This window comes from Azospira sp. MPR-E4 (assembly GCF_058809645.1).
In genome coordinates this window covers 49,191-69,304 of the sequence record NZ_JBXAST010000008.1, presented here as the reverse complement: position 1 = coordinate 69,304, position 20,114 = coordinate 49,191, and the positions used below count along the sequence as shown (strand labels likewise).

The following is a 20,114-nucleotide window of genomic DNA, read 5'->3' as shown; positions in this document are numbered from 1 at the left end:
CGCCCCAAAGCCCCTCCCCGAACGCCGAATAATGCGCATATTCCACCGTAGTCCCTCCGCCACCGGCCGCCTGGTGCTTGCCCTGTGGCTGCCCCTGCTCTGCAACCCGCTCCACACCTACGCCGCCGGGCAGATGCCGCCGGACACGGCCACTGTCCTGCCTCCCGAGGTCACCCGTGCCCTCAACGCCGCCGGCCTGCCTCCCGGCCAGTTCGCCGTCGCCGTGCAGGCGGTGGACGCTGCCGCGCCGCGCCTGCTACACAACGCCGCCCGCCCCATGAACCCGGCCTCGGTGATGAAGCTGGTGACCACCTACGCCGCCCTGGAAAAGCTGGGCCCGGCCTACACCTGGAAGACCGAGCTGCGCGGCGACAACGCCCCCCGGGACGGCCGCCTGGAAGGCAATCTCTACCTGGTCGGCAGCGGCGATCCGGCCCTCACCCTGGAGCGCTTCTGGCTGCTGCTGCGGCAGCTGCGGGACCGGGCCGAGGTACGCCAGATCGGCGGCGACCTGGTGGCCGACCGCCGCGCCTATCGCCTGCCCCCCTTCGACCCCGCCGCCTTCGACAACGAGCCCCTGCGGGCCTACAACGTCAATGCGGATGCGGCCCTGGTGAACTACACCGCCCTGCGCTTCACCCTGGTGCCGGACCTGGCCGCGGGCAGCGTGCGCCTGGTCCAGGAAGTGCCCCAGGAAGGCCTCGCGGTGAACGCCCGCATCGCCCCCGGCGCCGGCGAATGCGGCGACTGGCGCGAAAAGCTGACGGTGCGCTTCGACCCCGCCGGCAAGCGCCTCGACATCGGCGGCACCTTCCCCCTGGTGTGCGGCGAAAAGCCCCTGCACCTGGCCCCCCTGGCCGGGGATGCCTACCTCGCCGGCCTCTTCCGCCCCCTGTGGCGCGAACTGGGTGGCCAGTTTGCCGGCCAGGTGCGGGAAGGCCCCGCCCCCGCGGGCGGCGTGCCCCTGCTGCGCTGGGAATCCCCCAGCCTGGCCGAGATCGTGCGCGACACCAACAAGTACAGCAGCAACGTCATGGCCCGCCACCTCTTCCTCGCCCTGGCCGACACCCCGGCCGGCGAGGCCGCCACCCTGGCCGGCGCCCGCCAGGGGCTGCGTCAGGTGCTGGCGGAAAAGGGCCTCAGCTTCCCCGAACTGGCGGTGGAAAACGGTTCCGGCCTCTCCCGGGACGACCGCATCGCCGCCCGCAGCCTGCTGCAACTGCTGCTGGCAGCCTGGAAGAGCCCGGTCATGCCCGAGTTCGTCGCCTCCCTGCCGCTCGCGGGCAGGGACGGCACCCTCAAGCGCCGCTTCGGCAACGGCAGCAGCGCCGGCCGCGCCCACCTCAAGACCGGCTCCATCGAAGGCGTGCGCGCCTGGGCCGGCTACGTCACCGACGCCGGCGGCCGCCGCTGGGCCCTGGTGGCCCTGGCCGGCGGCCCCAAGGCCGGCGCCGCCTGGGGCCCGGTGGAGGCCCTGCTGGAATGGGTGGCGACCCAAAGCCCAACGCCCCAGGCAGCCCCCAGCACCCCACTCTCCAACTGATCCCGCCGCTCCCCGGCGCCTAGGGCGTCGCTGCGGCTGACATTGCCAGGGCGGCGGCCACGGCCCGCACCCAGGCCTCGTCGTCCGCCGCCTCGTCCTGCCGCCACGGTCCCTGGCCGAAGACCCGGCGCCCGGTGGCCAGCCCCAGCTGGCGATAGCTCTCGAACTGGGCCTCGTCGAACCACTGGTCGGCGGTGGACTGGTGGGGGAAGTCAGGGTGGGTGGCGGCGTAGTTGCCCACGTCCACCGGCTCGTCCCCCAGTACCATGGGTTTCAGGTACACCAGCACCCCGCACTCCGGCGTCGGCGGTATCCCGGCCAGGGCCTGCCGCCCGTCGTCCCAGTAGCGGATGCGCCCCACCGCCAGCCGCTGCCGCGGCGCCGCCCCCGGCAGCAGGGGGCGCACGTCGATGTCGATCTCGGCCCCCAGGTCCACCCGGCACTTGCGGATGGCGTTGCCCAGGTCCTCGAACTGGAAGTCCCTGTCCTGACCACCGTCGCTGACCACGATCAGACGGCAGCGGCGGCGCACCAGCTCGTACAGCCCCAGGTTCTCGAAATGGCCGCCGTCGGAGACATTGACGAAGCCGGTGTCCTCATTGACGCTGCCGAACAGCTCCCGCAGCAGGTACCACAGCCCCAGGGGCGGACTGCTGAGGGCGGTAAACGGTCCTGCCGGATTGGGGCACCAACGCCCCAGGCGAACATTGAGCAGGGCCATGACGAAGGCCATGGCCGGCTCGGTGTGGTAGCCCATGTTGGGGTTGGCGGCGGCCCCGGAGACGGCCATGGCCATGCCCAGATGGGCGCCCTCCCGGCTCATGTAGTCCCGGCTCGGCGCCAGGAACTCGCGCCACTCGGGGCTCTGGGACGAGGGCGGCAAGAGAAAGCCGCAGCGGTCCGGCGAGAAGATGAAGGGGGCCGCCTGGCGCTGCTGCCATTCCAGGGGTTCGCTGCCGGTGAGGTTGAGGGCGCCGTTGAGCAGGGGGATGGGGCGCTGGGCCGCCAGGTCCTGCAGGGGCAGGTCGTCCGCCGGGTCGAAATCGGTGAAACGGTCGCTGCGCCGCTGCGGATTGGAGGCGCCCAGATAGCAGCGGGTCAGGCGGTTGCGGTAGAACTGGTGCATGGAGAAGAGATTGACGTCGATCCGCGCCGACAGGGCCCAGGCGCCCAGCAGGCAGACGCTGGCCGCCAGCACCACCGCCACCAGCCCGGGCATGGCTAGGGACGGCGCCAGGAACCAGGGCTGCTCCCCCGCCCCGGCCAGGGTGTGCAGGCCCCATTCCCCCAGCCAAGAAAGAAACAGCAGCAGGCCGCCGATGAAAATGTAGGGTGCCGCCTGCAGCAGCCGCTCCAGCCAGGGGTTGGCCCCCTTGCCGCCGGTGGCCGGGCTGCGTCCGGCGAGGGCGCCGGCCACCGTGCTGATCAGCCAGGCGAGGCCGCCCGCCGCCGCCAGGGTCTGGCCCAGCCAGCCGAGGAAGGCGCTGCCGTAGAAGCTGACCAGGGCCACCAGGGACCAGCCCAGGCCGATGCCGATGGACATGCCGCCGGCCCGGCCGGCCCACTCCCGGGCCAGTTCGGCCAGGGCCCGCTTCATCAGGCCGATGTGCAGGGCGACCGCCAGGCAGAGGAACTCCCACAGGACGAAGGCCCCCAGCCCCACCGCCAGCCAGGGCCGGGACGGCGGCGGCAGGGCGGCGAGGAGGCGCACATAGCCGTAGACCAGGACGGCAAGCAGGGCCCCGGCCGGCAGGGCGGCCGCCAGGGAGACGCGGAAGGCGGTGCCGCCACCCCGGGGCAGGGGCAGGTCGAGGCCGGCCGCCAGCAGCCACAGCAGGGGGTAGGCCAGGACCAGGGCGGCCCACAGCGCCCCGTCGCCGCCGGCCAGGGCCGGCAGCCAGGTCCCGTCGTTGAACAGGGCGGCGGCCAGCAGGGCCGCCAGCATGCCCGGCAGCACGGCGCCACGCAGCACCTGCCCCTGGCTCGGCCCGGGACGGGACGAGCCGTCGCCCGCGGCGGCCGGGCGCCGGTACCAGGTCATGCCCCGGTACAGGCCCCGGGCGGCGACGGCCAGCAACAGCAGCACCGCCCCCCACAGCCAGGCCGTCGGCGGGCCGCCCTGCCACAGGGCAAGGACGACGCCCCGCGGCAGGAACAGCAGGCCGAGGAGGAAGAGGATGAAAACACTCTGGGTCAGCAGCAGGTTGCGCGACAGGTTGGCCACCGCCGCCAGGGTATCCACGCTGAAGAGACCGAAGCGGGGCGTCAGGTAGTTGCTGTAGCGGCGCAGGAAGGCAATGGCCGGATGCTCGCTGGCGCCGGTGGCCGTCTGGCCGACGTCGTCCCGGCAGCCACCGGGCTGGCCGGCGGCGGCCACCGAGGGCGCGATGCCGACGGGGCCGGGCTGTTCCAGCTGCCGCACGGCCCGGCGGCTGTCCGCATCGGTACGGTGGATCAGGGCGGAGAGCCAGGTGCCGATGTAGCCGCCGCCGGAAACGGTGGACAGGTAATCCACCCGGCGCAGCAGGCGGGCCTCGGCCATGGCCTGCAGCACGCCCAGGGCGAAGGTGGCGCTGCGGATGCCGCCGCCGGACAGGGCCAGGCCGCAGAAGGCGGTGCTGGCGGGAGCTGATTCAGGCGCAGCGCCGGCGTCCTCGCCGCCCCAGGCCTGGGCCCGGACACCGGCAGCCGTCACCGACGGGGGAGCGGCCGGGCGCAGGCGCCGGGCCTCGTCCTCGAACTGGCGCCAGCTTTGGCTTCGCTCCGGGCCATCTTCCGGCAACAGGGGCGCGCTCATGGTTGCAGCTCCGCGCAGGGCTTGAGCACCTTGCATACGGGGGCGCTCTCCTCCTGGGCACCGCCGAGGCGGGCCAGGCTCTTGCACGACACTTCCAGGCGGTCGGCCACGGCCTGCCAGGCCCCTTGCAGTTCCTTGCCGTCCACCTTGTTCTGGGGAGCGATGATGTCCAGGGCGGCGACGAAGCCGCGGCGGGAGGCGGAACCGTAGATGGCATCGGCCATGCCGTCCTCCAGCACGTCGCCCACCTCGGCCAGCAGGCTCACCGGATTGCTGGCCAGCCCCCGCAGGCGCCGGGCGGTGGGCTTGATGCCGGCCTTGACCACGTCGGCCACGGCGATCAGGGCATCGGCCCGCTCCAGGGGATAGATGGCGGCCTTGCGCGCCGCCGGGGTCCACGCCAGGACCGAGCAGGCCTCGTGCAGCTCGGCCTCGGCGGTGCGGATGCGCTGCAGCAGGGCCGGCGCCAGCACGCCCCGGTCCTCGTGCTCCTCCAGGGCCCGGGTGCCGGCCTCGGCGAAGGTCAGCACGATGAAGTGGGCCGCCAGCTGCCGCACCCGGGCGCCGTCGTCGCCCTGGCCGGCATCGCCCAGCATCCTGGCGCAGGCGCTGTTGTCGGCGACGGCGGTCTTGCCGCAGACCAGCTTGAGAAAGCTGTCCTGCACTTTTTCCAGCCCCTTCCTTTCCTCTGCGGCGCCGGCGCCGGCGGCACCGAGCAAAAGGCCCAGCAGGGCAAGGCAAAGGGAGTGGCGGAAGGCGGCGATGGCAGAGGGATGCATGGCGTTCTCCTTGGCAGCGAATGGGCCGACGGGTCGGGAAAATCCATTATGGATAACCGTAAGGGTTTTTCCATTAAGCCATTTGGCATACCCAAAGAATCACGGCGTCAGCCGCCGGCCGCCGGGCCAGTCCCGGAGCGACTTTCCCCGCACCGCCCCAGGAAGCGCGCCCCCATTGGATGAAAAAGCCCCGCCATCCCTTTAGGGACGCGGGGCCTGGCCCAGCATAGAAATTTCTGCTGACGCCGGTTCAGCACACCACCGGCAGGGGCCGCCACAGCCGGATGCCCTCGGGGCGGACGTCGGCGCCGTAGGCCAGCACCTCCACCCCCAGCCCCAGGACCCGGCGCAGGGTGCGGCCGTATTCCGGGTCGATGTGGTCCGCCGGCCGCACTTCATCCACGTCGCCCCGCTGCACGCAGAAGAACAGCACGGCCCGGTTGCCCTTGGCCACCTCGTCGGCCATTTCGTTGAGGTGCTTGGTGCCGCGCTCGGTGACGGCGTCGGGAAAATAGCCGATGCCGCCGGCAACGGCGGCGGTGACGTTCTTCACCTCCACATAGCACGGGGGGCGCCCTGCTTCAGTCAGCAGCAGGTCGATGCGGCTGCGCTTGCCGCCGCGGCCGTTGTCGCCGCCGTAGGGCACCTCGCCGCGGATCGCCCCATAGCCAGCCAGCTCGGCCACCGCGCCGGCCTCGATGGCCTCCCGCACCAGGGCATTGGTGCGGCCGGTGTGCAGGCCCACCAGGACGCCGTCCGCCTCCACCAGCTCCCAGGTCCAGGCCAGCTTGCGCTGGGGGTTGTCGCTGGGGGACAGCCACACCCGGCTGCCCGGATCCTTGCAGCCCTGCATGGAGCCGGTGTTGGGACAGTGGGCGGTGACCACGCTGCCGTCGGCCAGTTCGACGTCGGCGAGGAAACGCTGGTAGCGCCGCAGCAGGCGGCCTTCGGTGAGCAGGGGCAGTTGCATGGGGAATGCTCCGGCGGCGGCTCCGGGGCCGCGGCGTGGGCGGGTGGCAGAAAAGGGAAAGGCTCAGGCCGGATCGCGCCGGTATTCCGGCAGGCGGGCGCCGCAGGCCTGGCAGTAGGCGGCCTCCGGTGCCAGCCCTTCGGTCAGGCAGTCCGGACAGGTGCGGCTGGTGGGCGTCACCTGCAGGCGCTGGGCGGTGATCTCGGAGGTGACGATGCCGGTGGGCACCGCCAGGGTGCCCCAGCCGAGCAGCATCATGGCCGAGGAGATGAGACGGCCCACGTCGGTCTTGGGCGTGATGTCGCCGAAGCCGACGGTGGTCATGGTGGTGATGGCCCAATAGACGGCGGTGGGAATGCTGGTGAAGCCGTTGGCCGGGCCTTCCACCACATACATCAGGGTGCCCATGACCAGCACGATCATCAGCACCACCGAGAGGAACACCAGGATCTTGCGCCGGCTGGCCAGCAGGGCGCTGCCCAGCATCTGGTACTCGCCCAGGTAGGCGGTGAGCTTGAGCACCCGGAACATGCGCAGCAGGCGCAGGATGCGTACGTCGATGAGCAGGTGGGCCTCGGGCACCAGCAGCGCCAGGTAGGTGGGCAGGATGGCCAGCAGGTCCACCAGGCCGAAGAAGCTCAGGGCATAGCGCCAGGGCCGGCGCAGACAGGCCAGGCGGGCCAGGTATTCGGCGGTGAACAGCAGGGTGAAGCCCCACTCCAGGGTGGCGAAGAGGTCCTGGTGGCGGGCGTTGAGGCTATGCACGCTGTCGGCCATGACCACCGCGACGCTGGCCAGGATGGCGAAGATGAGGCACTGGTCGAACAGGCGACCGGCCCGGGTCTCCGACTCGAATACCACCGAGTAGAGGCGCAGGCGCCAGCCGGCGAGGGGCTTGCCCAGGGAATCGGCGGCGGAATGGACGGCGGCGGCAGGGCTCATGGGCGGTCGCTTCGGAAAGTCGGGAAACAGGGGAACCAGCCCGCCATCTTAGCGCCGGCCGCCGGCCCGGGGAACCGGCCGGCCCTACAGCAGCTTCTGCAGGAACAGGGCCTGACCGGCGGCCGGATCGAGCACGTAGGGGGCGAAGCCGGCCCGCTCGTAGGCGGCCAGGGCGCGCCGGTTGTTGGACAGCACTTCCAGGGTCAGCTTGCAGCAGCCCAGTTCCCGGGCCCTCCCCTCGGCCCAGGCCAGCAGGGCCTGGCCGATGCCGGCACCGCGGCGGGCATCGCGCACGGCGATGTCGTGGATGTTGAGCAGGGGCCTGGCGGCAAAGGTGGAAAAGCCGGCGAAGCAGTTGATCAGGCCCACGGCCTCATCCCCCTGCCAGGCCAGGGCGCTGTGGAAATGGGGCACACCGGCCAGGGCCGGCACCAGGGCCTGCCGTACCGCCGGGTCCAGCCCGCTGCCGCCGCCCATGGGGTCCCGGGCGTAGTGGTCGAGCAGGTCGAGCCAGGCCGCGGCCTGCTGCGGCTGGCTCAGGTCGGTGGGGCGGACCTCCACGGGCGGCATGGTCGGCATGGCGTCAGCCGGCCAGGGACTTGAGTTTGCCCAGCAGCTGGGGATAGCGCTTGTCGGCGGGAGCCAGGCGGTGGGCGGTTTCCAGGTACTGGCGGATTTCCTCCACCAGGGACGGGCTGACCACGGTGCGCTGCATGAAGGTGATGCCCATGTGGGCGAAGTTGAACAGCACCCGCACGTTGCCCGGCAGGCGCTCGCAGGCGGTGCGCATGGCTTCCATGGCCTCGTCGAACTTGCCGTCCCGGGCCAGCAGCACGCCCTGGTTCATCAGCTGCACCGCTTCCTTGCGCGAGGCTTCCACCAGAGCCACGCCCTCCTCGCTCATGGCGCCGGTGTCGAACACCTGCTGGATGCGCTGCAGCAGGATGGCGTCGTCCGGGTTGTTGCGCACTTCGCCCTGGAGCAGGGCGGCGGCCTTTTCCTTCTCGCCGGAGACCATCATCAGCTCGGCCATCTCCACCACCGCGGCGCTCTCCAGGCGGGGCGCGCCGGGCTGGGCCAGTACCTCGTCCAGCTTGAGGGCCACCTTGCGGGCGGATTCCAGGTCGCCGGCCCGGTGGTAGACCATGCCTTCGGTGGCCATGGCCTTGACCTTGACCTCCTCGGCGTCGAACTGCTTGGTCAGGGTGGACAGTACCTGCAGGGCTTCCTTGCTGTTGTTCTGGGCACTGCAGGCCCGGGCCAGGCCCAGGTAGGCGTCCGGCGTCTTCAGCACCGAGTGCTCGCCCAGGGCCACGCTCTTGCGGAAGGCCTTTTCCGCGTTTTCCACCTTGCCCAGCTGCAGGGACACTTCGCCCAGGTTCTTCTGCCGCATCACCGACAGGGGCGAGAGGCGGGCGGCGTTTTCCAGCACCTCCTCGGCCTTCTGCAGGTCGCCCCGGGCGTTGTGCACATTGGCCAGCCAGTCGTGGGCTTCCAGGTAGGTGCGGTTCTCCGCCACCAGGGTTTCCAGCAGGGCCTGGGCGTGGTCCAGTTCGCCGGCGGCCACATGCACCCGGGCCAGGCCGAGCTGGGCCCAGGGCACGTCCCGCTTGGCCAGCAGGGCGTTGTAGAGCAGGCGGGCCTGCTCGTGTTCGCCGGACACCAACAGCAGGTGGCACTTCAGGCGCAGCAGTTCGCCCGCATTGGCCTTGTCCACCGCCAGGCGCTCGTCGCAGAGGCGGATGGCCAGGGGGAAGTCCATGGCCATGACGGCCTGGTCGATGTCCACGAAGGCGGCCTTCTTCACCCAGATCTTTTCCAGGCGCAGGCGCAGGGTGGATTCGGTGATGGGTTTGAGCAGGTAGGCGTCCGGCTGGTATTCGGCGGCGCCCATGACCACGTCGGCGGTCTTCTCGGCGGTGATCATGACCCAGGCGCAGCTGGGTCCCACCAGGTTGCGGTACTTGGCCTCCTCCAGCACCTGCTGGCCGTTCTTGCCGGCGCCCAGGTTGAAGTCGCAAAGGACGCCGTCGAAGCGGGTCTGGCTGAGCTGGCTGATGGCTTCGTTTCCGTTGGCGGCGGTGGCGATGACCTTGGGGTTCACCCCCATGGAGCGCAGGATGTCGCGCAGCACGGTGCGCATGCCCTGGAAGTCGTCGATGACGAGGAAGCTCTTGCTGCCGAAGTCGATGTTCTGGAAGTTGCTCATTGTTGTTCTGTTTTCCCTGGAGATGGGCCGCTCAGGGCAGGGTCAGGACGAAGCAGCCGCCGCCCCAGGCGCCGCCGTTTTCCAGGCGGATGGCGCCGTGGCGCCCCTTGTTGCGGTGCAGCCGGGCGGCCATGGCGGAGAAGTAGAGGCCCAGGCCGGTGCTGCCGCCCTGGAAGTCCACCCCGTTCATGGCGGCGACGCCGTCATCCAGCATTTTCTGGGGATAGCCGCGGCCGTCGTCCTCGACGCGCATTTCCAGGCCCTCCTCCGTCTCCCGCACCACCAGGCGCACCTTGCCCTTGGTGTAGTGGATGGCGTTGTTGAGGGCGTGGCCGATGATGCCGCCCACCAGATCCGCATCGAAGGGCCACACCAGGTCCGACTCCACCACGGCCTCGAATTCCAGGCCGCGGAAACGCAGCAGGGGCAGGTGCTGGGACACGGTCTCGGCGACGAAGTCCTCCAGCACCCAGTCCTCCGGGGAGAAGGGATAGAGGTGGTTGCCCAGCTTGTAGAGGGCCAGCAGCTGGATCAGGTTGCCGTTGATCCGCTTGGTCTCGTACATCATGTGGGTCATTTCGCCGAACTCGGGCCGGCTGGGGTCGCTGTCGGCCAGCAGCTTCTCCATGCTGCCGATGAGGATGCTGATGGAGTTCTTCATGTCGTGCACCGACGAAGCGAGGAACACCGACAGGTCGGGGGAAGTATCGGGCGGGTTCATGGGCAGTATCCTGGCGTCACCGGAAGCGGAAAAATGCCAATTTTGTCACAGAGCAGCACTAATACCAAAGTAATATCGAACGCCCTGCACCAGACCGGACCGCGCCGCCGCCCCGGGCTCTGGGGTCCAGGCGGGGCGCGGCCCTGCCCTCAGCGGCCGCTTACAGCCCGAGGCTCTGCCACAGTTCGTCCACCCGGGTCTTCACCGCCTCGTCCATGACGATGGGGCGGCCCCATTCCCGGCTGGTCTCGCCGGGCCACTTGTTGGTGGCGTCCAGGCCCATCTTGGAGCCGAGGCCGGCCACCGGGGAGGCGAAGTCCAGATAGTCGATGGGGGTGTTGTCCACCAGGGTGGTGTCCCGGGTGGCATCCATGCGGGTGGTGAGGGCCCAGATCACTTCCTTCCAGTCCCGGATGTTCACGTCGTCGTCCACCACGATGATGAACTTGGTGTACATGAACTGGCGCAGGAAGCTCCAGATGCCGAACATCACTCGCTTGGCGTGGCCCGGGTACTGCTTCTTGATGCTGACCACGGCCAGGCGGTAGGAGCAGCCTTCCGGCGGCAGGTAGAAATCGACGATCTCGGTGAACTGCTTCTGCAGCAGGGGCACGAACACCTCGTTCAGCGCCACGCCCAGCACGGCAGGCTCGTCCGGCGGCTTGCCGGTGTAGGTGCTGTGGTAGATGGGGTTCTTGCGCATGGTGATGCGCTCGACGGTGAACACCGGAAACTCGGCCTGCTCGTTGTAGTAGCCGGTGTGGTCGCCGTAGGGCCCTTCCAGGGCCGTCTCGCCGGGGTGGATCACCCCTTCCAGGACGATCTCGGCGGAGGCCGGCACCTGCAGATCGTTGCCGATGCATTTGATCAGCTCGGTCTTGGCGCCCCGCAAAAGGCCGGCGAACTGGTATTCGGAGAGGCTGTCCGGCACCGGCGTCACGGCGCCAAGGATGGTGGCCGGATCGGCCCCCAGGGCCACCGCCACCGGATAGGGCTGGCCGGGATTTTTCTGGCAGTGGTCCCGAAAATCCAGGGCGCCGCCCCGGTGGGCCAGCCAGCGCATGATGAGCTTGTTGCGGCCGATCACCTGCTGCCGGTAGATGCCCAGGTTCTGCCGCTTCTTGAAGGGGCCCCGGGTGATGGTCAGGCCCCAGGTGATCAGGGGTGCCACGTCGCCGGGCCAGCAGTGCTGGATGGGCAGGCGGGAGAGGTCCACCGCGTCGCCCTCCCACACCACCTCCTGGCAGGGAGCGGAGGACAGCACCTTGGGCGCCATGTTGAGCACCTGCTTGAAGAGGGGGAATTTCTCCCAGGCATCCTTCAAGCCCTTGGGCGGTTCCGGCTCCTTCAGCATGGAGAGCACCGTACCCACCTCGCGCAGGGCCGACACCGAATCCTGGCCCATGCCCATGGCGACGCGCCGGGGGGTGCCGAAGAGGTTGGCCAGCACCGGAATGGTGAATTCGCCGTTAGGCCCCACCGGCTTCTCGAAGAGGATGGCCGGCCCCTCGGCCCGCAGCACCCGGTCGCAGATTTCGGTCATTTCCAGGCGGGTGTCCACGGGCACCTTCACCCGTTTCAGTTCGCCCTGCTGTTCCAGTTGCGCGATGAAGTCGCGCAGGTCGCGGTATTTCATGGGAAGCCTATTTCAGGGGCAGCACACCGAAGGGGTGAAGCCAGAAGTCCACGGCGATGCCGGCGAAAATGCTGGCACCGACCCAGTTGTTGTGCAGGAAGGCCTTGAAGCAGGGGCCGCCCTCCCGGGTGCGGATCAGGGTGTAGTGGTAAATGGCCAGAGCCACCGCCCCCAGCAAGCCGGCGTAGAAGGCCCAGCCCCGCTGCAGGCCGTAGCCGACCCAGGCGATGAGGGCGAAGGTGGCGCCGTAGCAGAACATCACCGCCGCCACGTCGAAGCGGCCGAAGGTGATGGCGGAGGTCTTGATGCCGATCTTCAGGTCGTCGGGCCGGTCCACCATGGCGTACTCGGTGTCGTAGGCGACGGCCCAGAAGACGTTGGCCAGCAGCAGCCACCAGGCTTCCGCCGGCACCGTGCCGAGCTGGGCGGCGTAGCTCATGGGGATGCCGAAGCCGAAGGCGATGCCCAGGTAGGCCTGGGGAATGGCGAAGAAGCGTTTGGTGAAGGGGTAGCTGGCGGCGAGGAACACCGCCACCGCCGCCAGGGCGAACACCAGGGGCGTCAGCAGGGGCAGCAGCAGCAGGAAGGAGAGCAGCACCAGGACGGCGAAGAGGCCCAGGGCCTCCCGCGGCGACACCGTCCGGGCCGCCAGGGGGCGGCTCTTGGTGCGGGCCACGTGGGGATCGAAATCCCGGTCGGCGTAGTCGTTGATGACACAGCCGGCGGAGCGCATCAGCAGGGTGCCCAGGGCGAATATCCACACCACCCACCACTGGGGCTGGCCCACGGCGGAAAGCCACAGGGCCCAGAGGGTCGGCCACAGCAGCAGCAGGGTGCCGATGGGCTTGTCCAGCCGCATCAGCTTTTCGTATTGGTCGAGACGGTGGCGCAGGGAAAGCGGGGCTTGGGAAGTGGTCATGGTCGGCAGGAAATCGCAGTCCGCAAGAACGGGATTTTAGTCCATCGCTCCGGGAGCGACGTGCGGCTCCACCTCGCCGCGCCGGCGGGCCAGCCACTTGCGGCCGAGGATTTCCCAGAAGACCCAGAGGCCGATGCCGGTGATGACCAGGGAGAAGATGGTTACCTGGAAGCCCTTCTGGGGATGCTCGCCCAGGGCCAGGACGCCCAGCACCAGGCTGGCCAGGCCGCCCACCAGCAAAAAGCCACCAATGGCCAAACCCACGAATCGCAGCAACAGGGACACGGCAGTCCTCCCTCGGCAAAAGCCGCATCCTAACATCCGCCCCCCGCCTGCCCCTAGGCGGACCAGCGGCGCTGCAGCGCGTCGGCGAAGGCGGCGGCCAGGGCCGAGGGCCGGGACGGCAGCAGCAGGGCGGCCCGGGCCAGGGCGTCGGCATCGGCCAGGGGCACGAAGTGGACCCCGGGAGTGGCCAGGGAGGCCATGGCGGCGGGCACCACGGCGATGCCGAAGCCGGCCGCCACCAGGTTGAGCATGGCCGTCTTGCGCGAAGTCACCGGCGCCAGGCGGGGCGCAAAGCCCCGGGCCAGGCAGAGGTCGGTGACCCGCCGCGCCAGGCCGCCCCGCTCCCGGTGCACGGCGAAAACGAAGCATTCGTCGGCCAGGTCGCCAAGAGCCAGCACGGACGCGCCTGCCAGGGCATGGCCGGCCGGCAGGGCCGCCCATAGCCGCTCTTCGGGCAGGGGCCTGATTTCGATACCGCCCTCCTGGCGCAGCAGGGGCAGGCGGGCCAGGCCCAGATCGGCCCGGCCCTGGGCCACCGCCTCCTGCTGCTGCTCGGAGGAGAGCCGGTCCACATCCACCCGCACCCGGGGCTGGTCCCGGGTGAAGTCCTGCAGGGCCGCCAGCAGGGGGCCGGCCAGGGGCGTGGAGCTGGAGTGCAGCAAGCGCAACACGCCGCCCTCGCCCCGGTGCAGGCGGCGGGCATCCTCGGCGGCGCTGCGCAGTTCCTCCTCCAGGCCGCCCACCCGCTGGCGAAAGAGGGCGCCGGCCTCGGTCAGGCTGACGCCCCGGGGTTCCCGGCGCAGCAGGGCGAAGCCCAGTTCCTCCTCCAGCTGGGCGATCTGGCGGCTCAGGGCCGGCTGGGCCACGTGCAGGGCAGCGGCGGCCGGGGTGAAGCCCCCCAGGTCGGCGACGCTGAGGAAGTAGCGGATCTGGCGCAGGCTAGGCATAACGAATCGGCATGGATGGCTGACAAATTTGATATTGGCGTTATAGCCAGACGCCAACCATCATGCAAGCCATCCGGGCCCGCCCTGTTTCGCGGCCAGCCGCCGCCGGGGAGCCCGCCAGACAAGGATTCCACGCCATGCCTTTCGATACCCTGCTGCCGGCCGCCCTCCACGGCGCCCTGGCGGACCAGCTGCCCGCCCCCGCCGCCCTCGCCTTCGCCGCCCTGGCCCTGGTGGCGGCCTATGCCATCTTCGCCCTGGTCGGCTTCGGCTCGGCCATGGTGGCCTCCGGCCCCCTGGCGGCGGTGATGCCGGTGCCCCGCATCATTCCCCTGCTGGCCCTGCTCGACTGCGCCGGGGCCGCCGGCCGGGGCTGGCGCCAGCGCCGCCACATCGACCGGGCCCAACTGCTGCGTCTGGTGCCGACCATGGCCCTGGGCCAGGCGTTGGGCATCGCCCTCCTCAGGCGCCTGCCGGGCCACTGGCTGGCGGCGGCCCTGGGGCTCTTCATCCTGGCCTACGGTCTGTGGGGATTGTGGCAGCCCCGGCCGCCGGCGCTGCTGCTGCGCTGGGGCGGGGTCTGCGGTGTGATCGGGGGGATTTTCGGCGGACTGTTCGGCAGCGGCGGCTTTCTCTACGCCGCCTATCTCAGCCGCCAGCCCCTGGAGCGGGATGTCTTCCGCGCCACCCAGGCGGTGCTGATGGCCCTCAGCACCGGGCTGCGGGTGATCCTGTGCGCCCTGACCGGGCTGCTGGACCCGAGCCTGCTGTTGCTGGCCCTGCTGGCGGTGCCGCCTATGCTGCTCGGCACCTGGCTGGGCCACCACCTGGACCTGCGGCTGTCGCCGGAGCGCTTCCTGCGCCTGCTCAACGGCACCCTGGCGGCCGCCGGCCTGGGCCTGCTGGCCCGGGCCGCCCTGGGCTAGGAACGGCAGCCCCGGGCCGGCGCTCCTCCGTCAGGTGCGGAAGTGGTGCACCGAGTCGCTCAGGCTGCGGGCCAGCTGCTGCAGCTGGGCCACGGCGCCGGCACTGGCCTGGACGGCGGAACTGTTCTGCTCGCTGATCTGGGCGATGAGCTCGATGCGGCGGGCGATCTCGGTGCTGGCGGCGCTCTGCTCCTGCAGGGCATCGCCGATTTCGTGCACGGCACCGACCACCTTGTCGGCATAGCCGTGCAGGGCGGAAATGGTGCTGCCGGCCTCGGCCACCTTGCCCGATTCGCCCTGGACCAGGGTCACACCCCGCTCCATGTGCTCCACCGCCTGCTGGATGCCGTTGCGCACCACATCGACGGTGACGCCGATTTCCACGGTGGACTGGGCGGTGCGTTCGGCCAGCTTGCGCACCTCGTCGGCCACCACGGCGAAACCGCGCCCCTGTTCGCCGGCCCGGGCCGCCTCGATGGCGGCATTGAGGGCCAGCAGGTTGGTCTGGTCCGCCACTTCCTTGATCACGCCGACCACGGCGGCGATCTTTTCCGACTCGTGTTCCAGGGTGGCGATGCCCTGGGCCGACTCGGTGACGGAGGAGGCCACCCGTCCCATGCCTTGCACCACATTGCCCACCACCTCGTTGCCCTGGTGCGCCATGCGCCCCGATTCCTGGGCGTAGGAGCGGGCCTCGGCGGAATGGTCACGCACCTGGGAAATGCCCACGGTCATCTCTTCCATGGCCGCGGCCACGGCGGACACCGCCTCGGTCTGTTCCGAGGTGCGCCCCACCACTTCCTCGGAGCTGCGCGCCAGGGTCTCGGCGGAGGCCAGGAGGGAATCGGCGTTCTGCCGGATCTGGGCCACCATGGCGGCCAGGCGGGTCTGCATGGAAGCCATGGCGGCCATCACGCTGCCCTCCTGGGGATTGGCGATGTGCAGGGTGAGGTTGCCGGCAGCCACCTGCTCGGCCACCTGCATCACCTCGGAAGGATCGCCGCCCAGCTGGCGCCCCACCACCTGCAGCACCCGGGCCAGGAGGACGATGGCGATGACGATACTGGCCAGGGCCAGGCCGATCACCAGCCGCTCGGTACGCTCGATCTCGGCGATGCCCGCTTCCTTGCTCTCGTCCAGCTGGGTCTTCATGGCTTTCATCTGGTCCAGCAGATGGCCGCGGATCTTGCGCCAGAGGGGCGTCTCGCTGCTGTTGATGAGGGCCACCGCCTCGCTGCCGGCGCCGCCCACCGCCGTCTCCACCACCTTGTCGATGAGGCTGCGCCGCTCCGCCGCCAGGGCCGCCACTTCCTGCAGCACCTTGGCCACCGGCGCCTCCGCCGGCACCAGGGCGCGGGCGTTCTGATAGTAGCCGTCGAACTCTTCCAGGGCCTTCTTCAGGTTGCCGTGGCCGGTCTTGTTGCCCGGGTCCAGCACCACATTACGCAGGGCCTGGCCGCTCTGCAGCCCCTGGGCGTACATGCCGACGATGGCCCGTTCCAGGGCCATGTCCACCTCCACGTGGCGGATGAAGGTCTCCTTGGTCTGGTGCAGACCGTAGAGGCCGAAACCGGTGGACAGCAAAAAAATGGCAAACACCACCCCCATGGCCCGTGCGATACGCGCTTTCAATCCCATTGGACACATCCCTGAAAGGTTAATTTTCACCAAATTATAATTTACTAACGCTCCTGCCCAGGATTAATCCAGAGACCGGAAGCGGGATCAGCCTGGGACGGGAGGCTGCCGGCGCTCGTGGAATGCGGCAATGGCACGACGAACGGCTGCGGTATGGGCCTGACGTGCGGCACCACGATAGAAGAGGTTGTAGGACTCGAACGGAATGATGCGGCCGTCGGGTTGGGCGATATGCACGCAGGACTTCTTCAGCGCCCGCAGGTCCAGGTTGGCGGCATCCATGAACTGGACGATGAGCACCCGGAAGACGTTCTCGTAGGAGAGGGATGGCGCCTCGATCTTGGGCAGGCAGCAGAGCAGGTCCGAGAGGCAGCTGGCCTGCCCTTCCGGCGAAAGATTGGTGGAGAAGAGCTTGAACACCGCTTCCTTGAGGTTCGGGTCCCGCTCGAAGACGATGGTGTTGCGGGGGCCGGCCAGCAGGGCTTCCGGCCCCAGGTGGCGGGTCAGGGGCTGCACCGTGTCGCCCAGGCGCAGGGCGTAGCCCATGGCCAGGGTGTCCGGGTTGCAGGGCACCGGCACGATGTCCTCCTTGGCGAAGACCCCGGACTGCTCGGCGATGTGGCGACGCAGTTCGCTCACCGTGAGGCGCTTCACCCCCGGTCCTTCCGGCTTGCCTTCGTTGCGCCCGGCCCCCTGTTCCGGCTGCAGGGTGACGCCGCGCACGCAGCGCCACTCCAGGGCGTGCTGGATCACCTCGCCGATCTGCCCCTCATTGACGCCCCGGCGCACGGTCATCACCAGGGTGGTGGAAATGCCGTGGGCCTCCAGGGCAGCCAGGACCTGACGGTGCAGCCCGGCCAGATCGGCGCCGCGCAGCTGGCGCAGGGTGGCGTCATGCAGGGAATCGAACTGCAGGTAGATTTCGATGCCCGGCTTGTAGGATGCGAGCCGCTCGACAAAGGCCGGTTCCCGGGCCAGACGGATGCCGTTGGTGTTCACCATCAAATGGCGGATGGGCCGCGCCCGGGCTGCATCGAGAATGGCGAAGAAGTCCGGATGCAGGGTCGGCTCGCCGCCGGAAAGCTGCACCACGTCCGCCTCCCCTTCATTGGCCACCACCGCATCGAGCATGGCCTCGATTTCGGCCAGGGAGCGATGCTGCTGGCAATCCGGCCCGCTCTCGGCGAAGCACACCGGGCAGCGCAGGTTGCAGGCCTCGGTGATCTCCAGCAGGGTCAGGCAGGAATGCTGCATGTGGTCGGGACACAGGCCGCAGTCGTAGGGGCAGCCGTAGGTCATGGCGGTGTTGAAGCGCTCCGGCATTTCCGGCGCCTTCACGTACACCTCCCGGGCCAGCTTGTACCAGGCCACCTCGTCGGCAATCAGCACCCGCTCGCTGCCGTGGCTGGGACACCACTTTTCCAGGAAAACCTGGTCGTCCTTGAACAGCACCTTGGCCTCCACCGGGTAGAGGCAGGTGGAGCATACCGAGGCGGTAGTGTCGTAGAAATGGTAGGGACGGTTCTTGCGGCTCATGGCGTCACTCAGTAGGTTTTAAGGGGGTAACGGCTCAGCCAGTCGTCGGCCTGACGGCGGGCTTCGGCCTGCTGCTCCGGGCCCAGATTCTTCGCGTGGGCGTCAATCCAGTAGCGGCTGTTGAGGACATAGGCCCATTTCAAGGCTAGCGGCAGGCTCTGCCGGCCATAGCGGGAGTCGCCAAAGAGCCCGCGCAGCCCGTCCACGCCGCTGCGCGACCCCGCCCGGGCGGCACGGACGAACCAGTACTCGGCGTCATCGTTGTTTTTCCCCAACTTCTCCCGGGCGAGGGCCACCATGGCGGCGGGGTCGCCGGCTTCCGTCGCCTGGAGGTACAGGCGCTGGGCCTCCAGGTCGTTGGCTTTCAGGCCGTTGCTGCCGCGGGCATTCGCATCGGCCAGTTGCCGCACCGCCACTCGGTCCCCGGCCCTGGCGCGCTCATAGGTACCGCCGATTGCATCGTTGTTCGGCAAGGGCAGTTGGCGCACCGAGACGCACCCTGTCAGGGACAGCAGCAGGAAGACAGGCAGCCGGCGCCTCATGGCCGCCACTCCTCTGCAGCCTTGCGGGCCCGTGCCACCTGGGCCGGGCGCAACCTGGCGCCAACGCGGGCGGCATCGGTGGCCGAGTCGGCCAGCAGAAACCAGGTCAGGGCCTTTTCGTTATCCACGGCTCCCCCCTCGCCCTTTTCCCAGAAACGTCCCAGCTCCCGCCGGGCCGTCAGGCTCTCCGAGGCTGCCCGCTCGTACCAGCGGCGGGCCGCTTCCGCATCGGGCGCCAGCACCGGCGGACGCCCCGTCGCCAGCAGTTGCGCCAGCCACAGCCGGTCGCTGGCACTGCCTTGCTCGGCGCCCCGACTCAACCACAGCACCGCCTGGGTTCCGTCGGCAGACAGGTTGGGCCCGCCGGCCAGATACATCTGCCCCAGTGCAAACTGGGCATCCTTGTATCCTTTTTCCGCCGCCAGGAGGAACCAGCGGCGGGACTCGGACCAATCGGCCGCCACCCCGGAACTGCCATAGCGGTAACTCTGGCCCATGCGGAACTGGGCAACCGCATCACCCTTTTCCGCTGCCGGCAGAAACAGCGTCTTTGCCCTTGCGTCCTCGGGAGGCTGCAAGGTCACCGTGGCACAACCGAGCCCCATGATGGCCAGCAGGCCAAGGGCCAACAACGCACCGCGTCCCAGCCTGACTTCGGTGCGGACGACGTTCAAAGTGGGTGGCATTACACAGATACTCCTCTACGAAGGCGTAGGAAATCCCGCGCCAGCAAGGGCCCATACAGCAGCAGGGCCACGACACAGACCACCTGGATGCCCGACAGGCCCAGGCCGTAATCGAAGGGCACCGGCTTCAGGCCGTCCACCAGCAGACGCCACAGCAGGTACGTCGCCAGCATCAGCTTGAAGCGCAGCCCCCGCACCGGCGACAGACGGGGCTCCAGCCAGTGCAGCCCCCAGGCCAGCAGCGCGGCAAAAACGATTTCATAAAGCTGGGTGGGATGGCGGGCAATGCCGTCACCGAAATCCACGCCCCAGGGTAGGGCCGTGGGATTGCCATAGGTGCCGTCGGCCAGGCCCGCCAGGAAACAGCCCACCCGGCCGATCATCAGCCCCAGCAGGACAGGCAGGACAAAGGTGTCGCCGGTGGACGCTCTGAGCCCCACGCTGCGCTTGGCCAGCTCCACCCCCAGCAGCCCGCCTAGCAGCCCACCCACCATGGACTGGCCCGCCAGCCAGACTTCCGGCCGGTTCCAGTAAATGGGCAGGAGATGGGGAAACTCCGCCCAGAACACCAGCTTGTTGCCGATGGCGGCGCCGAAGACGCAGCCCAGGGCCACGGCGAAGCCGGCCCCCTGCAACAGGCTGCCGCCCTGACGGCGGCGCAGGTGGCGGTAGAGCTGGACCCCCACGGCCAGCCCCAGGAATTCGAACAGGGCATGGAGGCTGCCCGGTTCGGCGAAGGGCATCAACGACGCTCCCAGGGGCGGTCGATGTCGGGGCGGTCGCCGCCAGGCTCGCCTTGGAAGGCCTCAGGCGCGGCCGCCGGCGCCTTGCGGGTGAAGGAACGGATGATGGCCCACCACAGCAGCACGCCCCCTAGGGCCATCACCACACCGATGCCGGCAAAGCCCAGGGCATCGGCGGAGCGGCTCTCCAGGGGCAGCAGCACACAATAGCCACCGCCTAGGATCAGGAAGAGGCCCAGCCCCAGGACCATCAGTTTCAACAGCCCGACAATCAAATCTCCAATCAGCTTCATGG

Annotated in this window: 19 protein-coding genes; 2 read left to right on the top strand and 17 right to left on the bottom strand. The window is 69.4% G+C overall.

All coding sequences use genetic code 11. The annotated features are described in order from the left end of the window. Positions 1-31: 31 nt before the first annotated feature. A complete protein-coding gene (gene dacB / locus AC1RTA_RS04440) occupies positions 32-1,543 on the top strand; it encodes a D-alanyl-D-alanine carboxypeptidase/D-alanyl-D-alanine endopeptidase (protein WP_492784051.1) in 1,512 nt (503 codons plus the stop codon). A 19-nt stretch (positions 1,544-1,562) separates the two neighbouring features. Here dacB and AC1RTA_RS04435 read toward each other — a convergent pair whose 3' ends face one another. From AC1RTA_RS04435 to AC1RTA_RS04385, 11 genes are all read right to left on the bottom strand, one after another. Then, positions 1,563-4,340: a patatin-like phospholipase family protein gene (locus AC1RTA_RS04435; RefSeq protein ID WP_492784050.1), complete on the bottom strand. Its 2,778-nt coding sequence runs from the start codon at positions 4,338-4,340 to the stop codon at positions 1,563-1,565. Continuing rightward, positions 4,337-5,119, bottom strand: coding sequence for a hypothetical protein (locus AC1RTA_RS04430; protein ID WP_492784049.1), 783 nt, complete (start codon positions 5,117-5,119; stop codon positions 4,337-4,339). Before AC1RTA_RS04430 ends, AC1RTA_RS04435 begins: the two co-directional genes overlap by 4 nt. 250 nt (positions 5,120-5,369) lie before the next feature. Further along, complete coding sequence (gene sfsA, locus AC1RTA_RS04425; protein WP_130459207.1) at positions 5,370-6,089, bottom strand: DNA/RNA nuclease SfsA; 720 nt, start codon at positions 6,087-6,089, stop codon at positions 5,370-5,372. Positions 6,090-6,152: 63 nt separating this feature from the next. Continuing rightward, entirely contained in the window at positions 6,153-7,031 is an 879-nt protein-coding gene (locus tag AC1RTA_RS04420) for an ion transporter (RefSeq protein ID WP_014235418.1), read from the bottom strand. A gap of 84 nt (positions 7,032-7,115) precedes the next feature. Next, complete coding sequence (locus AC1RTA_RS04415) at positions 7,116-7,610, bottom strand: GNAT family N-acetyltransferase (protein WP_492784048.1); 495 nt, start codon at positions 7,608-7,610, stop codon at positions 7,116-7,118. Positions 7,611-7,614: 4 nt separating this feature from the next. Next, a complete protein-coding gene (locus AC1RTA_RS04410; protein ID WP_492784047.1) occupies positions 7,615-9,240 on the bottom strand; it encodes a tetratricopeptide repeat protein in 1,626 nt (541 codons plus the stop codon). A 31-nt stretch (positions 9,241-9,271) separates the two neighbouring features. Beyond that, positions 9,272-9,961, bottom strand: coding sequence for a sensor histidine kinase (locus tag AC1RTA_RS04405; RefSeq protein WP_152089884.1), 690 nt, complete (start codon positions 9,959-9,961; stop codon positions 9,272-9,274). A 160-nt stretch (positions 9,962-10,121) separates the two neighbouring features. Continuing rightward, the gene (gene ubiD, locus AC1RTA_RS04400) at positions 10,122-11,597 is read right to left on the bottom strand and encodes a 4-hydroxy-3-polyprenylbenzoate decarboxylase (protein ID WP_492784046.1); all 1,476 of its coding nucleotides are present in this window, start codon (positions 11,595-11,597) and stop codon (positions 10,122-10,124) included. Between the two features lie 7 nt (positions 11,598-11,604). Next, complete coding sequence (gene ubiA / locus AC1RTA_RS04395; RefSeq protein WP_492784045.1) at positions 11,605-12,516, bottom strand: 4-hydroxybenzoate octaprenyltransferase; 912 nt, start codon at positions 12,514-12,516, stop codon at positions 11,605-11,607. Positions 12,517-12,552: 36 nt separating this feature from the next. Continuing rightward, a complete protein-coding gene (locus tag AC1RTA_RS04390) occupies positions 12,553-12,801 on the bottom strand; it encodes a hypothetical protein (RefSeq protein WP_014235424.1) in 249 nt (82 codons plus the stop codon). A gap of 53 nt (positions 12,802-12,854) precedes the next feature. Further along, complete coding sequence (locus tag AC1RTA_RS04385; protein ID WP_492784044.1) at positions 12,855-13,748, bottom strand: LysR family transcriptional regulator; 894 nt, start codon at positions 13,746-13,748, stop codon at positions 12,855-12,857. 137 nt (positions 13,749-13,885) lie between these two features. On the opposite strand from AC1RTA_RS04385, the gene AC1RTA_RS04380 reads away from it, so the two are divergent. Further along, positions 13,886-14,674: a sulfite exporter TauE/SafE family protein gene (locus tag AC1RTA_RS04380; RefSeq protein WP_492784043.1), complete on the top strand. Its 789-nt coding sequence runs from the start codon at positions 13,886-13,888 to the stop codon at positions 14,672-14,674. A gap of 30 nt (positions 14,675-14,704) precedes the next feature. Here AC1RTA_RS04380 and AC1RTA_RS04375 read toward each other — a convergent pair whose 3' ends face one another. The 6 genes from AC1RTA_RS04375 to AC1RTA_RS04350 all read right to left on the bottom strand — a co-directional run bounded on the left by AC1RTA_RS04375 (position 14,705) and on the right by AC1RTA_RS04350 (position 20,112). Next, a complete protein-coding gene (locus AC1RTA_RS04375) occupies positions 14,705-16,273 on the bottom strand; it encodes a methyl-accepting chemotaxis protein (protein WP_492784042.1) in 1,569 nt (522 codons plus the stop codon). A gap of 126 nt (positions 16,274-16,399) precedes the next feature. Then, positions 16,400-17,848, bottom strand: a complete 1,449-nt coding sequence (locus tag AC1RTA_RS04370; RefSeq protein WP_492784041.1) for a radical SAM protein — start codon at positions 17,846-17,848, stop codon at positions 16,400-16,402. An 8-nt stretch (positions 17,849-17,856) separates the two neighbouring features. Next, positions 17,857-18,390 (bottom strand): SEL1-like repeat protein, encoded by a 534-nt coding sequence (locus tag AC1RTA_RS04365; RefSeq protein WP_492784040.1) that lies wholly within the window; start codon positions 18,388-18,390, stop codon positions 17,857-17,859. After that, positions 18,387-19,076 carry a tetratricopeptide repeat protein gene (locus AC1RTA_RS04360; RefSeq protein ID WP_492784039.1) on the bottom strand — a complete coding sequence of 230 codons (690 nt, stop codon included), beginning with the start codon at positions 19,074-19,076 and terminating at the stop codon, positions 18,387-18,389. Before AC1RTA_RS04360 ends, AC1RTA_RS04365 begins: the two co-directional genes overlap by 4 nt. Beyond that, entirely contained in the window at positions 19,076-19,819 is a 744-nt protein-coding gene (locus tag AC1RTA_RS04355) for a prolipoprotein diacylglyceryl transferase (RefSeq protein ID WP_492784038.1), read from the bottom strand. The genes AC1RTA_RS04360 and AC1RTA_RS04355 overlap by 1 nt, the downstream gene beginning before the upstream one ends. After that, on the bottom strand, positions 19,819-20,112 hold the full coding sequence (locus tag AC1RTA_RS04350) for a hypothetical protein (protein WP_492784037.1): 294 nt from the start codon (positions 20,110-20,112) through the stop codon (positions 19,819-19,821). Before AC1RTA_RS04350 ends, AC1RTA_RS04355 begins: the two co-directional genes overlap by 1 nt. Between the last annotated feature and the right edge of the window lie 2 nt (positions 20,113-20,114).

Coding starts and splice junctions, on each gene's coding strand:
- dacB (WP_492784051.1), top strand. CDS start 32: ATGCGCATATTCCACCGTAGTCCCTCCGCCACCGGCCGCCTGGTGCTT.
- AC1RTA_RS04435 (WP_492784050.1), bottom strand. CDS start 4,340: ATGAGCGCGCCCCTGTTGCCGGAAGATGGCCCGGAGCGAAGCCAAAGC.
- AC1RTA_RS04430 (WP_492784049.1), bottom strand. CDS start 5,119: ATGCATCCCTCTGCCATCGCCGCCTTCCGCCACTCCCTTTGCCTTGCC.
- sfsA (WP_130459207.1), bottom strand. CDS start 6,089: ATGCAACTGCCCCTGCTCACCGAAGGCCGCCTGCTGCGGCGCTACCAG.
- AC1RTA_RS04420 (WP_014235418.1), bottom strand. CDS start 7,031: ATGAGCCCTGCCGCCGCCGTCCATTCCGCCGCCGATTCCCTGGGCAAG.
- AC1RTA_RS04415 (WP_492784048.1), bottom strand. CDS start 7,610: ATGCCGACCATGCCGCCCGTGGAGGTCCGCCCCACCGACCTGAGCCAG.
- AC1RTA_RS04410 (WP_492784047.1), bottom strand. CDS start 9,240: ATGAGCAACTTCCAGAACATCGACTTCGGCAGCAAGAGCTTCCTCGTC.
- AC1RTA_RS04405 (WP_152089884.1), bottom strand. CDS start 9,961: ATGAACCCGCCCGATACTTCCCCCGACCTGTCGGTGTTCCTCGCTTCG.
- ubiD (WP_492784046.1), bottom strand. CDS start 11,597: ATGAAATACCGCGACCTGCGCGACTTCATCGCGCAACTGGAACAGCAG.
- ubiA (WP_492784045.1), bottom strand. CDS start 12,516: ATGACCACTTCCCAAGCCCCGCTTTCCCTGCGCCACCGTCTCGACCAA.
- AC1RTA_RS04385 (WP_492784044.1), bottom strand. CDS start 13,748: ATGCCTAGCCTGCGCCAGATCCGCTACTTCCTCAGCGTCGCCGACCTG.
- AC1RTA_RS04380 (WP_492784043.1), top strand. CDS start 13,886: ATGCCTTTCGATACCCTGCTGCCGGCCGCCCTCCACGGCGCCCTGGCG.
- AC1RTA_RS04370 (WP_492784041.1), bottom strand. CDS start 17,848: ATGAGCCGCAAGAACCGTCCCTACCATTTCTACGACACTACCGCCTCG.
- AC1RTA_RS04365 (WP_492784040.1), bottom strand. CDS start 18,390: ATGAGGCGCCGGCTGCCTGTCTTCCTGCTGCTGTCCCTGACAGGGTGC.
- AC1RTA_RS04360 (WP_492784039.1), bottom strand. CDS start 19,076: ATGCCACCCACTTTGAACGTCGTCCGCACCGAAGTCAGGCTGGGACGC.
- AC1RTA_RS04355 (WP_492784038.1), bottom strand. CDS start 19,819: ATGCCCTTCGCCGAACCGGGCAGCCTCCATGCCCTGTTCGAATTCCTG.
- AC1RTA_RS04350 (WP_492784037.1), bottom strand. CDS start 20,112: ATGAAGCTGATTGGAGATTTGATTGTCGGGCTGTTGAAACTGATGGTC.